The organism is Rhizobium sp. CFBP 13644, from assembly GCF_014842165.1.
Lineage (GTDB): Bacteria > Pseudomonadota > Alphaproteobacteria > Rhizobiales > Rhizobiaceae > Agrobacterium > Agrobacterium tumefaciens_C.
In genome coordinates this window covers 1,004,386-1,017,915 of record NZ_JACYVF010000001.1, presented here as the reverse complement: position 1 = coordinate 1,017,915, position 13,530 = coordinate 1,004,386, and the positions used below count along the sequence as shown (strand labels likewise).

The window sequence follows — 13,530 nt, the reverse complement described above, 5'->3', positions numbered from 1 at the left end:
GGGCTTACGTTGGGAATTAGTCTTCGTCTGCTTCTTCGTTCTGATTGGCGGCAGCGGCCTTGGCCTGCTTGTCCGCCTTCAGCGCCTCGCGAATCAGATCATCGGTCAGGATCAGCTTCGCGTCGGAAAGGGTATTGAATGGGATCATCACCACAGGCTCTTCACCATAGGCGATCTGGTCACGTTCCAGTCTGAAGCCGTCCTCTTCGACACTGGCGATCTTGCCGCGGAAACGCTTGCGGTTATCCACTAGGATCGATGTCTCGACTTTGACAATATGGCCCTGCCAGCGGACAAAATCCACCTTGCGCACCATCGGCCGATCGATGCCGGGCGATGAGACTTCAAGATGATACGCCGTTTGAACGGGATCTTCTACATCCAGAACCGGAGAAATGGCGAGCGAGACCGCTTCGCAATCCTGCACGGTCATGGTTCCGTCTTCGCGCTCGGCCATGACCTGCAAGGTCGCGCCGTTCTGGTTGGACAGGCGAACCCGCACCAGAAGATAGCCCATGCCCGCAAGCACCGGCTCGATGATCTCGGCGATGCGCTGGTCAACGCCTGTTTCGGTTATCAGTCTTGGTTCGGCTTCTGCCATTGTGGCCTTCCGGTCTCATGTCCAAACCGGCTTTGGGGCCGGTTTTCAGGGCGCCTAACGAAAAAGAGCGGAGCCTTTCGGCCCCACTCTTCATCAGACGATCAAGAATTTGAATGTCCGTATAGACCCTTATCTGCAATATTGCAAGGATGCGGCGTAAAACGAGCAAAATTGCCCGCCGTCACAATTTTACCGTCCAATCGCTTGAAACAGTAGCATCCTCTCAAACGGCGTCTATAGTGTCAGCCGGATGAGCCATTGCATCAATTGGACTGCCCGTGCCTGATAGAAAATCCCCACTGCTGCCATTGCGCCACCAGACATACAGAACGATCTGGTTTGCGAGTATCGCGTCGAATTTTGGCGGGCTTATTCAGGCCGTGGGCGCGGCATGGATGATGACCGCGCTATCATCGTCTGAAAACATGATTGCGCTAGTGCAGGCATCGACCTCGCTTCCCATCATGCTGTTTTCGCTGGTGTCTGGCGCATTGGCTGATAGCTTCGATCGTCGCCGCATCATGATCTCGGCGCAGTTCCTGATGCTGACGGCCTCCGTCATGCTGACGGTTTTTGCGTGGTTCGGCTGGCTTTCGCCGTGGCTCCTGCTGTTCTTCACCTTCATGATCGGCTGTGGAACCGCGCTCAACAATCCGTCATGGCAGGCATCCGTGGGAGAAATGGTGCCGCGTGAGGATCTGCCCGCAGCCGTGACGCTCAACAGTGTCGGCTTCAACATCACCCGCAGCGTCGGCCCGGCCATTGGTGGTGTCATCGTGGCGGTTGGCGGCGCGGCGGCGGCGTTTCTGGTCAACACATTCAGCTATTTTGCATTGATCTACGCGCTGGTGAAATGGCAGCCGCCGAAAAGCACATCGACCCTGCCACGCGAGCAACTGTTCGCGGCGATTTCCGCTGGCATGCGCTACGTGGCGATGTCGCCCAATATCGGCAAGGTGCTGGTGCGCGGCTTTCTGTTCGGCCTGTCAGCCAGCGCGATTTTGGCGCTGATGCCGCTGGTTGCGCGGGATCTGGTGCAGGGCGGACCATTGACCTATGGCATTATGCTGGGCGCTTTCGGGGTGGGGGCCGTGGGCGGGGCCCTGATTAGTGCGCGTCTTCGCGAAACATTGAGCAGTGAGTGGATCGTGCGCGTCGCCTTTCTCGGCTTTGCGCTGAGCGCCGGTGTGACGGCCATCAGCACCAATGCAATCGTGACGGCGCTTTTCCTCACCATCGCCGGCGCGAGCTGGGTGCTGGCGCTCTCGCTCTTCAACACCATCGTGCAATTGTCTACGCCGCGCTGGGTGGTGGGGCGTGCGCTTTCGCTCTACCAGACGCTGACCTTTGGCGGCATCGCGCTGGGAAGCTGGCTGTGGGGATCGCTGGCTGAAAATTATGGCCTAAGCTACTCGCTTCTCTGTTCGTGCTTGCTGATGCTGTTGGGTGTTATCGTCGGTTTCAAGCTGACGATGCCAGCCTTTGCCTCGCTCAATCTCGATCCGCTCAACCGCTTCGTGGAGCCGAACCTGCTTCTCGACGTCAAGCCTCGCAGCGGCCCGATTGCCATTCTCGTGGATTACGAGATCGACGATTCTGACCTTGCGGAGTTCATGACCATCATGGTTGAGCGCCGACGCATTCGCCTGCGCGATGGCGCGCAGAACTGGACCTTGATGCGCGATCTCGAGAACCCCGATATCTGGACGGAAATCTACCACGTACCGACATGGGTCGAATATGTCAGGCACAACCAGCGCCGCACCCAGGCGGATGCGGAAAGCTGGGACAGCATTTTAAAGCTGCACCGTGGCGCGACCCGCCCTCGTGTCCACCGGATGATCGAACGTCAGGCGATACCGCCTCAGGACGATATTTTCCACAAGGCGCATATCGATCCGCATTGAGGCGGCCAAGATGGCCGCCATGCGCCTTGCTACCCGCGAAGTGCCTCGGCGGGTGACTGGCGATAGGCAAGCCATGCCGGAAGAACGGCAAGAACCGCCGCAACAGCCAGCAGCACCGCCGCTTGCGTGGCATCCACCCGTGCAAATTCCACCGGCATGACGACGCCGCTTTTGGCGACAAGCATGCCGGTGATAACCTTGGCCGCTCCAAAACCAATTGCGAAGCCGAGCGCGATGCCGGTTGCAAACAGCGCAAACAGCTCCGTCCAGACGATCAGCGAGATGGATGAGCGGGGCGCACCGAAGGCCCTGAGGGCACCGATCTGTTTTCGCCTTTGAACGATATGGGTCAAGGTCACGAGAATAAGCGATGCGCCCACCAGACCCTGCGCTCCGATAGCGACGACAGACAGCACCTGCCGTGCGTCCCCCAGCGTGGCATAGAGTTTCGTCAGCACCTCACCGGGAAAGACCGCAAGCGTGTTGCCCTGCCGGTATTCCTGCCGCAGCTTATAGGCATCGGCGATTGTCTTTGGCTTCACCAGAATAGCCGGAACACCGGGCGTTTCGGTCGTGAAGGTTTCGTCCAGTCCGCCTTCTTCGTGGGCATGGGCGTCATGGTCATGTGCCTCATGATTGTGTGCATCATGATCGTGCGGTTCGGACGCATGCGCCGCATGGCCCTCGGCTGCATGCTCATGCCCTTCATGATCGTGCGCATGCTCTCCGGCTTCCATGCCGTGAATGTGCCAGACGGAGCTGATGGGCACCAGAATGGCGCGATCCCACGGCGTGCCCGTTGGCTTCAGACGCCCCTGAACGTGATAGACGATTTCCGTATGGGTATGGCCGCCTTCTTCCGCTGAGCCGTGCATCGGCTTGATCTCTGCGCCAATAGGCAAATCCACGGCAGAGCCGATCACGGCGTCTTCACCATCGGCAAGACCCTGGCCTTCCGTCAGACCGCCTGACGTGTTGTCGATGAGCGCGGTGGTCGTTCCGACAATCGGATAGCCGGCAAAGGAATCACCAAAGCCGACCGGCCCGGCCCATGCGACGCGGGGGTCTTTGGCCAGCTTTGCCAATGTCTCACCACCGACGAGCGGCAAGGGTGCAGCCTGTAGAAAGACCGAGGAAAGTACGAGTTGCGTTTCGCTGCCGGCAGCGCCGATGACGAGATCGAATTTATCGGCAGCGCGGGCGGTTCCCAGTCGAAGCGCGCGCTCCTGCAAGGTCACGGTCACGCCGAGCGCCGTCGCGAGCGAAACAAGGAGTACGACGACGAGAGAACCGGCCCAGAGGCGCTTCAGGTCGGAGAGAATAAAACGGATCATATCAAGGGTTCCCGGCGGTGTCGGTCAGGATACGGCCATTGGCGAGTTCCAGACGGCGGTCGAGGCGTTCTGCCAGAAGCCTGTCATGGGTGATGACAACAAGTGTGGCGCCTTCCGCCCGGGCCAGATCGACCAACAGGCGGCCGATGGCCTCGGCATGATCGGGGTCGAGGCTTGCGGTGGGCTCATCGGCAACGATGACGCCGGGCTTTCGCAACAGCGCACGCGCAATGGCCACGCGCTGCATCTCGCCGCGCGACATGGTGTCGATGGACTGGTCCGGTCGTTTCAAACCGGTCTTTTTCAGCAATTTGCCTGCCCGCTTGCCGTAATCCCTCGACATTGCGCGGCTGAGGCGAACGGGCAGAAGCACGTTTTCGATGGCCGACAGGCCCGGCAGCAAATGAAAGTCCTGCATGACGAGGCCGACATTCTGGCCACGCCACTGGTCTCGTCTGGTTTCGGTCAATCCGGCGATGTCGTCATCGCTCCAGACAACCGTGCCCTGGCAAACCCGCTCCAGCCCGGTGATGATATTGACGAAGGTGCTTTTGCCCGAACCGGATGCACCCGAGATCGCCACCATCTCACCAGCAGCAATGCTCAGCGTATCAATGTGAAGGACGGGTTTGGCAAGGCCGGGATAGGAAACGGCAAGGTTTGTTATGGTGAGGGACAGCATGGTCAGGACACCGCATATTGTGCGTCACGAATGCGCACGAGGCTGACGAAACCCGTTTCCGGGTCTGTCCAGGAGCCGTGTTCAAGGATGCCGGTGACATCAATCGTGGTGCTCGGCTGCACGAAGGTCTGCTTTTCCGAGAGGTAGACGACGACAATATTATCCGGCCAGTCGGAATCCGACGAGCAGAACGGGCAGAGCGCCATGGGAATTTCCGTCAGCACGAAGAAGGCAGCCTCAGCCTTCAAGGGCGGCGCCATGAAGCCCTTCATGCGGATTTCCTTGCCGCTCAACTGCTTCAGCTTGTCGGAAAATTCCAGACCCAGCACACCGATCTTGCCATACATCTCATCGAAGGTGAGCGGCGACGGTGCCGCGAGAGACGGCCCTGCCCAAATGGAAAAACCCGCCATACCGGCGAGCTGAAGCGACTGCCTGCGTGTGAGCGGTGGGGAGGGGTGCGCCATGGCGATCTCCGATCTGACCTGTCCGGGTTATTCGAGAGCAATTCCAGCAAAAGTGGGAACCGGTTTTGCGTCCGGAATTGCGTAAAAACAAACAGATAGAGCATTGGAGGCGACACCTTTTCGCCGGAAATGCTCTAAACGAGATGATCCGGCCCGCAGGCTGCGAGCCGGATCCTGATCAGCAAGAGCGGTGATTACTGCGTCTGCTTGGTGCCGAGGGCGAATGTATCGGCCAGCACGCGGTAAACGTCGCTCTGTTCCATGTAACCCTTGAACTCTTCCGAGCCGGGGCCTGTAGACTGGAGAACGATATCGTCTACGGCGTGAACGCCGCTGTCGCCATCCTTTGGAATGTTGCCCTGAACGAAGACAGCGCCTGGAACGTTCTTGTAGGCTTCGTTGGCGATATATTCCTTCTTTTCGTTCTGGATCGCCGGAACGAAAGGACCATCCATCTTCGGACGGAATGTTTCATAATGGTCTGGACCATTATTGGCATTCAGGAACAGGCGGCGGGTCACGTCGATCCGGTCTGGATAACCGTCATTATCCTTGTCTTCGTAGTTCGGGAAACCGGCTTCGGCATAGGTGCCGACCTTGGCGCGCATTTCATCGCCCGGCTTTTCGTCATCGACGGTGCCGATGATGGAAACGCCATGGGTGTGGTCGCCGGTCACGACGATCAGCGTGTCAGGGTTCTTGGCAGCGAATTCACGAGCAACGCCGACGGCCTTGTCGAATTCGATGGTTTCCATGACGGCGCGGTCCCAATCCAGCGGGTGGGACATTTTATCGATATTGGCCGCTTCAACCATCAGGAAGAAACCGTCCGGGTTCTTGGACAGTTCACCGAGTGCTGCCTCGGTCATATCGACCAGGCCGGGCTGGTTTGGAAACTTGTCGACAGTGCCCTTCTTGAGGAAGTTGCGGTCAAGCACGGTATCCATGTTGCTTGTGTGGAACAGGCCCAGAAGCTTGCCGGTGTTGGAGCCTTCAGCCTTTTCAAGCTCGCTCTTGTCGGTTGCCAGCGTGTAGCCTGCATCCTTGAACAGCTTGATATAGTCCTTGTCGTCCTTGCGCTTGGAACCGGGTGTTTCCTTGCCGAGGAAATAGGCGGAACCGCCACCGAGAACTACGTCTGGCTTCACATCCAGCATCATGCCGGTGATTTCGGCCTTGTCGGCGCGCTTGCGGGTGTGGGAAACGATGGCCGCAGGCGTCGCATCCTGCAATTCGGATGTGGTCACGATGCCGATGGACTTCTTCGTCTGGCGGCGCAGAGCCTCACCCATCGTCTCAACCTTCGGGTCGTCAAGGCTGGAAGGCGTGCGGTCGCCATAAACGCCGAGAGCGTTCACAGGAGCCTTGTGGCCGGTCATGTAGGCAGACATGGTGTTGGCGCTATCGGTCGCGATGGCTTCCGTGGACGATGTGCCGATGAAGGCCATGCGGTCCATCTCATCCATGTTGAGGCGGCCGTTCGCCTTGCCTTCGGTCATGCCCTTGGACATGATGCGGGCAGCGGTGCGGTGCGCAACAGACAGGCCATCACCCAGAAGGAAAATGATGTTCTTGGCCTTTGGTGCTTCCGGCGTGCCGTAAACAGTCCAGGTGACGTTCTTGGTTTCCGAACCGGCAGAAACTTCCACCTTGTAATCGCCAGCCTTGGCAATCTTGAGACCACGAAGCGTTACGGCCGAACCGAGGATCTTGTCTTCCTTGCCCTTTTCTTCCGCAACAAATGTCACGTCAGCGCCGAACACAGCCTTGTAATCCTGACCATTGACCATGATTTTGATGTCATCGGCCTTGACCACGCTCTTGAACTCGACCTTGAAGTCGAAAGGCGAGCCGGTCAGGATCGTGGCACGATCAAGGGGGTAGACAGTCGCGGCCTGGGCAGCACCGGCAAGAACGGTGGTTGCAACAAGCATGGCGAGAAATTGGCGCATGAGAACCTCGCGGTATGGGTGTTTCGTTGAAGATGTACACGCCTATAGGCAAGGTGCATGACAACGGCGTGACGGTTCTGGCCATATTCCGTCGAGCGCTGAAAGGGCGAAGATTTCGGCATTGCGATGCGGTGCGCCGGTACGGGGGTGCCTCAATTGGTTATGAAGGCTTCATTTCTTCATTTTTGCGCCCCTCAGCAGCGGTATCGCCTTGCAGGCAGAAAAATCGCTCCTTATATACCCCGCAGACCAGCAGAAATGCTGCCCAAACCGGAAGACCATCCAAGTCAAGGAGTTGTCAGTGGAATGCCTCCCGGGGTTCCGACAATTCGCTTCAAGGAGAGAAGAAAAATGGCAAAAGTAATCGGTATCGACCTTGGCACGACCAATTCCTGCGTTGCAGTGATGGACGGCAAGGACACCAAAGTTATTGAAAACGCAGAAGGTGCACGCACGACCCCTTCCATGGTCGCATTCAGCGACGATGGCGAGCGTCTGGTCGGCCAGCCTGCAAAGCGTCAGGCTGTCACCAACCCAACCAACACTCTCTTTGCCGTAAAGCGCCTTATCGGTCGCCGTTACGAAGATCCGACCGTTGAAAAGGACAAGGGCCTCGTTCCGTTCGATATCGTCCGGGGTGACAATGGCGATGCCTGGGTACAGGCGCAGGGCAAGGGTTATTCCCCTTCGCAGATCTCTGCCATGATTCTGCAGAAGATGAAGGAAACGGCTGAATCCTACCTCGGCGAAAAGGTCGAGAAGGCCGTCATCACCGTTCCTGCCTACTTCAATGACGCGCAGCGCCAGGCAACCAAGGATGCAGGCCGCATCGCCGGTCTTGAAGTTCTGCGCATCATCAACGAGCCAACGGCTGCAGCGCTGGCCTATGGCCTCGACAAGACCGAAGGCAAGACCATTGCCGTATATGACTTGGGCGGCGGTACCTTCGATATTTCCGTTCTGGAAATCGGCGACGGCGTCTTCGAAGTGAAGTCCACCAACGGCGATACATTCCTTGGCGGCGAAGACTTCGACATGCGTCTGGTCGAGTATCTGGCTGGCGAATTCAAGAAGGATCAGGGCATTGACCTCAAGGGCGACAAGCTTGCGCTTCAGCGCCTGAAGGAAGCCGCTGAAAAGGCAAAGATCGAGCTGTCTTCTTCGCAGCAGACAGAAATCAACCTGCCCTTCATCACCGCAGACGCAACAGGTCCAAAGCACCTGACGCTGAAGCTGACACGCGCCAAGTTCGAAAACCTGGTCGACGACCTGGTTCAGCGCACTGTTGCGCCGTGCAAGGCAGCGTTGAAGGATGCCGGCGTAACGGCTGCTGAAATCGACGAAGTTGTTCTGGTTGGCGGCATGAGCCGCATGCCGAAGGTTCAGGAAATCGTCAAGCAGCTGTTTGGCAAGGAGCCCCATAAGGGCGTGAACCCTGATGAAGTCGTTGCCATGGGCGCGGCCATTCAGGCAGGCGTTCTGCAGGGTGACGTCAAAGACGTTCTGCTTCTCGACGTAACGCCTCTGTCGCTCGGCATTGAAACACTGGGTGGCGTCTTCACACGTCTGATCGACCGTAACACGACGATCCCGACCAAGAAGAGCCAGACTTTCTCGACCGCCGAAGATAACCAGTCTGCCGTGACAATTCGCGTCAGCCAGGGTGAGCGCGAAATGGCGCAGGACAACAAGCTTCTCGGCCAGTTCGACCTCGTCGGCCTGCCACCATCGCCACGCGGCGTTCCGCAGATCGAAGTCACCTTCGATATCGACGCCAACGGCATCGTGCAGGTTTCCGCCAAGGACAAGGGCACCGGCAAGGAGCAGCAGATCCGTATCCAAGCATCTGGTGGTCTGTCTGACGCCGACATCGACAAGATGGTGAAGGACGCCGAAGCTAATGCTGAGGCCGACAAGAAGCGTCGCGCCGGTGTGGAAGCCAAGAACCAGGCCGAAAGCCTGATCCACTCCTCCGAGAAGTCGGTGAAGGAATATGGCGACAAGGTTTCCGAAACGGACCGCAAGGCCATCGAAGATGCCATCGCTGCGCTGAAGTTGTCTGTCGAAGCGTCCGAGCCGGATGCCGATGACATTCAGGCCAAGACCCAGACCCTCATGGAAGTTTCCATGAAGCTCGGTCAGGCTGTCTACGAAGCCCAGCAGGCTGAAGGCGGCGAAGGCGCTGGCGAAGGCCATAAGGACGACGTCGTTGACGCAGACTACGAGGAAATCAAGGACGACAAGAAGTCCGCATAAACAGCGGCTTTTGAAATCCAATTGATGCTTGACTGAAATCCGGCTGCCTCGTGCAGCCGGAAATCCATTTCCCGGGGCTTGTTAATTAATGGCGAAACCAGACTTTTACGAAACACTCGGCGTTGGCAGAACAGCTGACGAAAAAGAGCTGAAAAGCGCCTTCCGCAAACTCGCGATGAAGTATCATCCCGACAAGAATCCTGGCGACGCTGAATCCGAGAGAAAATTCAAAGAACTCAACGAAGCCTATGAGACACTGAAAGACCCGCAGAAGCGCGCGGCCTATGACCGCTTCGGTCACGCGGCCTTCGAGCAGGGCGGCATGGGGAATGCTGGCGGCGGCTTTGGCGGTGGTGCCAGCGGCGGGTTCTCCGACATCTTCGAAGACATTTTCGGCGAGATGATGGGCGGCGGGCGTGCGCGTCGTTCCAGCGGTGGCCGTGAACGCGGTGCCGATCTTCGCTACAACATGGAAATATCGCTGGAAGAAGCCTTTGCGGGCAAGACAGCGCAGATCCGTGTGCCGACATCCATCACCTGTGACGTTTGCACCGGCTCCGGCGCAAAGCCCGGAACGCAGCCGAAAACCTGCGGCACCTGCCAGGGTTCAGGCCGTGTGCGTGCAGCGCAGGGTTTCTTCTCGGTCGAGCGCACCTGCCCGACCTGCCACGGTCGCGGCCAGACGATCACCGACCCCTGCACCAAGTGCAACGGTCAGGGCCGTGTGACGGAAGAACGGTCTCTGTCGGTCAATATTCCCTCGGGCATCGAAGACGGCACGCGCATTCGCCTGCAGGGCGAGGGCGAGGCCGGTATGCGTGGTGGCCCATCGGGCGACCTCTACATCTTCCTTTCGGTGCGGCCGCATGAGTTCTTCCAGCGCGATGGTGCGGATCTCTATTGCGCGGTTCCGATCTCCATGACGACGGCAGCATTGGGCGGCACGTTCGATGTGACGACGCTGGACAATACCAAGTCTCGCGTGACGGTGCCGGAAGGCACACAGGCCGGAAAGCAGTTCCGTCTCAAGGGTAAGGGCATGCCTGTGCTGCGTTCAGCGCAGCAGGGTGATCTCTACATCCAGATCCAGATTGAGACGCCGCAGAAGCTGACGAAACGTCAGCGCGAATTGCTACAGGAATTTGAGACGCTATCGTCCAAGGAAAACAACCCTGAATCCGCAGGCTTCTTTGCCCGGATGAAGGAATTCTTCGACGGCTGATGGCTGGAGATGATCGTATTTGGAAAAGCCGCGCATTCGAAAGGATGCGCGGTTTTTTTATGCCATGGCGCGAAGGGATGCGGCGGCAAGAAGAGCGGCAAAGGCAAAAAGGCAGGTGGCGGCAATGCGCTGGATGGCTTCAGGGTGCAGTCGAACAGCCTTGCCCTTAGCGAGGAAATGGCCAAGGCTGATCCAGCCCGATGCAGCAAAGACCACCAGTCCTGCAAACAGGCCAAGCCATGGAAGCAACTCGGCAATAGGGCCGTGCGGCATGATGACGATGGCGATGATCAGCGCTTTGGGGTTGAGCATGGTCGTCACCAGAATATCCCTTGCCGTCACCTTGGCTGCATCCTGCTCTGCCACGCCCTTGAACCACAGGCGATAGCTCAAATAGAGCACCCAGAGGCTGGCGCAGATCTTGGCGGCAAGCAGAAGGGCCGGGTGGGCGGCCAGAAAAGGCGCGGCGAGAACGGCGACGGGTATGATGACGGTGAGATAGCCGACGCATTCGGCAACGATCAGGGGTAGGGCGCGGGCGATGCCCCGCGAATAGCCCGCAAGCGCCATCAGTGTGTTGGTGGGGCCGGGCGTCAGCAACAGCAGCAGAATGGCACCGGTAAATTCCAGAATTGTCGACATGTCATGCTCCAGACGAGAGTTGAGACATAGCCGGATCAAAGCGCAGGCGGTTTGATTTCAGTCAAGTTTTCTCAGCCGGAAAACCCGCCTTCGTCCAGAAAGGCGCTCTCTTCCTGAGTGCTCTCTCGCAAAAGAATATCATTCCGATGGGGGAAGCGGCCGAAGCGTTCGATGATGTCGCGGTGTTCGATGGCAAAGGGCATGTAGTGGTCGCCAAGAGGCTCACACAGCTTGCAGCACAGTTGCTGGTCTGCCAGCTCTTCTGAATGCATGAGGGGCAGATAGAAGAAAATCCGAAGCTCGGGATCGATGGTCATGTCGTGGCCGCGCTGAAGGGCCTCTTGCGTATAGAGCCGCGCGAGCGGATCGGTGGCATACATATGCGCGGTGCCGCGAAAGCAGTTGCGCGGAAACTGATCCAGCAGCAACAGAAGGGCAAGGCTGCTCTCAGGACCTTCAAGCCATTGTTCCAGATCGCGTCTGGCGGCAGCAAAATGGGCATCGCGAAAACGGTCATGGAAGGTTGCGTCGAACTGCGCGTCCTTGTCGAACCATTTCTCCGGTCCGGCCTCTTTCCAGAATGTCATGATATCGGAAACAAGCGTCTCGGAGCGATCAAGAGGCACGGCGTTTTCCTTAGTAATGCGGGGGCTTGGTGATGGCGGGAGCTTCAAGCGATTGCTCCTCAAGGTTCAGGAACCGGTCGGTCAGGCGGTCCAGCTTGGCGCGGGTCTGCTCCACGACTTTCCACTGCTCGGTCAGCTGATCGGAAAGCTCTTCGATGGTTTTCGCCTGATGCGCCACGGTTTCTTCGAGCGCAATGATACGGTTTTCGCTGTCGTCTGCCATGGGCACCTCTTTATTCATGTCCTGCTTTGCCAGCTTTACGCCGCCCAGACAAGACAAAGGCCGGACGCGATGCCCGGCCTTTGCGTGTTTCAGACGGCGGGTGAGCGATCAGTCTTCTTCCTGGAAGACCTCCTCGCGCTTCTTCTTGACGCTTGGCAGGAAGACGACGACGAGGACGGCCACGGCAATCAGCAGCAGCGTTGCGCTGATGGGGCGGGTGACGAAGGTCGTCGCATCGCCACGCGACAGGATCATCGCCCGCCGCAGGTTTTCTTCCAGAAGCGGTCCCAGCACGAAGCCGAGCAGAAGCGGTGCGGGTTCGCAGCGGAGCTTCACCAGCGCATAGCCGATCAACCCGAAGAAGGCGACGGCATAGAGGTCGTAGACGTTGGAATTGACGCTGTAGACCCCGATGGCGCAGAAGGCCATGATGATCGGGAACAATACATAGTATGGGATGGTCAGCAGCTTCACCCACAGCCCGATGAGCGGCAGGTTGAGAATGACCAGCATCAGATTGCCGATCCACATTGAGGCGATGATGCCCCAGAACAGCGCAGGCTGTTCGGTGGCGACATTGGGACCGGGCACGATGCCCTGAATGATCATGGCACCAATCATCAGCGCCATGACGGGGTTGGCAGGAATGCCGAGCGTGAGCAGCGGAATGAAGGATGTCTGCGCCCCCGCATTATTGGCAGATTCTGGCCCAGCCACACCGGCAATCGCGCCATGGCCAAACTCTTCCGGATGCTTGGAGACACGTTTTTCCACCGTATAGGAGGCAAAAGCCGCAAGAATGGCACCACCACCCGGCAGGATGCCAAGCGCCGAACCAATGGCAGTGCCGCGCAGAACGGGGCCGACCATCTGCTTGAACTCTTCTTTGCTGGGCAGAAGGCCGCTGACCTTTGCCATCAAAACCGAGCGAGTCTTTTCACTTTCGAGGTTTCGCAGAATTTCGGCAATACCGAACACGCCAACGGCGACCGCCACGAAGTTCAGGCCATCGGCATATTCGCGGATGCCCAGCGTGAAGCGCGGCGTGCCGCTATAGATATCCGTGCCGACAAGGCCCAGCAGCAGGCCGAGAACCACCATGGCCAGAGCCTTGATGATGGAGCCATGGGCTAGCGCAATGGAGGAAACGAGACCCACGACCATCAGCGAGAAATATTCGGCAGCACCGAAATTGAGCGCGATGGCGGTGAGCGGTGGAGCGAAGATCGCAACGAGAAAAGTCGACACCGTGCCAGCAAAGAACGAGCCAAGGGCTGCGACGGACAGAGCGACGCCTGCCTTGCCCTTGCGCGCCATCTGGTAGCCATCGATGGCGGTCACGGCAGACGAGGATTCGCCCGGCATGTTGATGAGGATCGCTGTGGTCGAGCCGCCATATTGCGCGCCGTAATAGATACCGGCGAGCATGATGAGCGACGAGACCGGCTCCAGCTGGAAGGTGATAGGCAGCAGCATGGCAATGGTTGCCGTGGCACCGATGCCCGGCAAAACGCCGATCAATGTTCCCAGAATGACGCCGATAAAGCAGAAGAACAGGTTGTCGAGAGAAGTAGCGGTGGAAAAACCAAGCGCGAGATTATTGAACAGTTCCATCATG

12 protein-coding genes are annotated in these 13,530 nt (G+C 58.3%); 3 read left to right on the top strand and 9 right to left on the bottom strand.

Going from position 1 to position 13,530, the window contains the following annotated elements:
• Nucleotides 1–16 precede the first annotated feature (16 nt).
• A complete protein-coding gene (gene rimP / locus IFT53_RS04865; protein WP_192063132.1) occupies nt 17–601 on the bottom strand; it encodes a ribosome maturation factor RimP in 585 nt (194 codons plus the stop codon).
• Nucleotides 602–879: 278 nt separating this feature from the next.
• Between rimP and IFT53_RS04860 the strand changes: the two genes are divergently transcribed.
• Nucleotides 880–2,508 carry an MFS transporter gene (locus IFT53_RS04860; RefSeq protein WP_192063133.1) on the top strand — a complete coding sequence of 543 codons (1,629 nt, stop codon included), beginning with the start codon at nt 880–882 and terminating at the stop codon, nt 2,506–2,508.
• A 29-nt stretch (nt 2,509–2,537) separates the two neighbouring features.
• On the opposite strand, the gene IFT53_RS04855 is transcribed toward IFT53_RS04860, so the two are convergent.
• The 4 genes from IFT53_RS04855 to IFT53_RS04840 form a co-directional block, all read right to left on the bottom strand.
• Nucleotides 2,538–3,842: an ABC transporter permease gene (locus tag IFT53_RS04855; RefSeq protein WP_192063134.1), complete on the bottom strand. Its 1,305-nt coding sequence runs from the start codon at nt 3,840–3,842 to the stop codon at nt 2,538–2,540.
• A gap of 1 nt (nt 3,843) precedes the next feature.
• Nucleotides 3,844–4,524, bottom strand: a complete 681-nt coding sequence (locus tag IFT53_RS04850) for an ABC transporter ATP-binding protein (protein ID WP_192063135.1) — start codon at nt 4,522–4,524, stop codon at nt 3,844–3,846.
• Nucleotides 4,525–4,526: 2 nt separating this feature from the next.
• Nucleotides 4,527–4,991, bottom strand: coding sequence for a hypothetical protein (locus IFT53_RS04845; RefSeq protein WP_192063136.1), 465 nt, complete (start codon nt 4,989–4,991; stop codon nt 4,527–4,529).
• Nucleotides 4,992–5,185: 194 nt separating this feature from the next.
• Nucleotides 5,186–6,943, bottom strand: coding sequence for an alkaline phosphatase (locus IFT53_RS04840; RefSeq protein ID WP_192063137.1), 1,758 nt, complete (start codon nt 6,941–6,943; stop codon nt 5,186–5,188).
• 351 nt (nt 6,944–7,294) lie between these two features.
• On the opposite strand from IFT53_RS04840, the gene dnaK reads away from it, so the two are divergent.
• The gene (gene dnaK, locus IFT53_RS04835) at nt 7,295–9,199 is read left to right on the top strand and encodes a molecular chaperone DnaK (protein ID WP_192063138.1); all 1,905 of its coding nucleotides are present in this window, start codon (nt 7,295–7,297) and stop codon (nt 9,197–9,199) included.
• 88 nt (nt 9,200–9,287) lie between these two features.
• Nucleotides 9,288–10,421 (top strand): molecular chaperone DnaJ, encoded by a 1,134-nt coding sequence (dnaJ, locus tag IFT53_RS04830; protein WP_042616168.1) that lies wholly within the window; start codon nt 9,288–9,290, stop codon nt 10,419–10,421.
• Nucleotides 10,422–10,478: 57 nt separating this feature from the next.
• On the opposite strand, the gene IFT53_RS04825 is transcribed toward dnaJ, so the two are convergent.
• From IFT53_RS04825 to IFT53_RS04810, 4 genes are all read right to left on the bottom strand, one after another.
• Nucleotides 10,479–11,063: a LysE family translocator gene (locus IFT53_RS04825; protein WP_192063139.1), complete on the bottom strand. Its 585-nt coding sequence runs from the start codon at nt 11,061–11,063 to the stop codon at nt 10,479–10,481.
• Between the two features lie 71 nt (nt 11,064–11,134).
• Nucleotides 11,135–11,650: a DUF924 family protein gene (locus IFT53_RS04820; protein WP_192063813.1), complete on the bottom strand. Its 516-nt coding sequence runs from the start codon at nt 11,648–11,650 to the stop codon at nt 11,135–11,137.
• A 49-nt stretch (nt 11,651–11,699) separates the two neighbouring features.
• On the bottom strand, nt 11,700–11,912 hold the full coding sequence (locus IFT53_RS04815) for a SlyX family protein (RefSeq protein WP_042616170.1): 213 nt from the start codon (nt 11,910–11,912) through the stop codon (nt 11,700–11,702).
• Nucleotides 11,913–12,020: 108 nt separating this feature from the next.
• A complete protein-coding gene (locus IFT53_RS04810; RefSeq protein ID WP_192063140.1) occupies nt 12,021–13,526 on the bottom strand; it encodes a tripartite tricarboxylate transporter permease in 1,506 nt (501 codons plus the stop codon).
• Nucleotides 13,527–13,530: the final 4 nt, after the last annotated feature.

Excerpts from the sequence above, each read along its gene's own strand:
- IFT53_RS04845 (WP_192063136.1), bottom strand. The coding sequence starts at position 4,991 with ATGGCGCACCCCTCCCCACCGCTCACACGCAGGCAGTCGCTTCAGCTC.
- IFT53_RS04820 (WP_192063813.1), bottom strand. The coding sequence starts at position 11,650 with ATGACATTCTGGAAAGAGGCCGGACCGGAGAAATGGTTCGACAAGGAC.
- IFT53_RS04850 (WP_192063135.1), bottom strand. The coding sequence starts at position 4,524 with ATGCTGTCCCTCACCATAACAAACCTTGCCGTTTCCTATCCCGGCCTT.
- dnaK (WP_192063138.1), top strand. The coding sequence starts at position 7,295 with ATGGCAAAAGTAATCGGTATCGACCTTGGCACGACCAATTCCTGCGTT.
- IFT53_RS04825 (WP_192063139.1), bottom strand. The coding sequence starts at position 11,063 with ATGTCGACAATTCTGGAATTTACCGGTGCCATTCTGCTGCTGTTGCTG.
- IFT53_RS04840 (WP_192063137.1), bottom strand. The coding sequence starts at position 6,943 with ATGCGCCAATTTCTCGCCATGCTTGTTGCAACCACCGTTCTTGCCGGT.
- IFT53_RS04815 (WP_042616170.1), bottom strand. The coding sequence starts at position 11,912 with ATGGCAGACGACAGCGAAAACCGTATCATTGCGCTCGAAGAAACCGTG.
- IFT53_RS04810 (WP_192063140.1), bottom strand. The coding sequence starts at position 13,526 with ATGGAACTGTTCAATAATCTCGCGCTTGGTTTTTCCACCGCTACTTCT.
- dnaJ (WP_042616168.1), top strand. The coding sequence starts at position 9,288 with ATGGCGAAACCAGACTTTTACGAAACACTCGGCGTTGGCAGAACAGCT.
- rimP (WP_192063132.1), bottom strand. The coding sequence starts at position 601 with ATGGCAGAAGCCGAACCAAGACTGATAACCGAAACAGGCGTTGACCAG.
- IFT53_RS04855 (WP_192063134.1), bottom strand. The coding sequence starts at position 3,842 with ATGATCCGTTTTATTCTCTCCGACCTGAAGCGCCTCTGGGCCGGTTCT.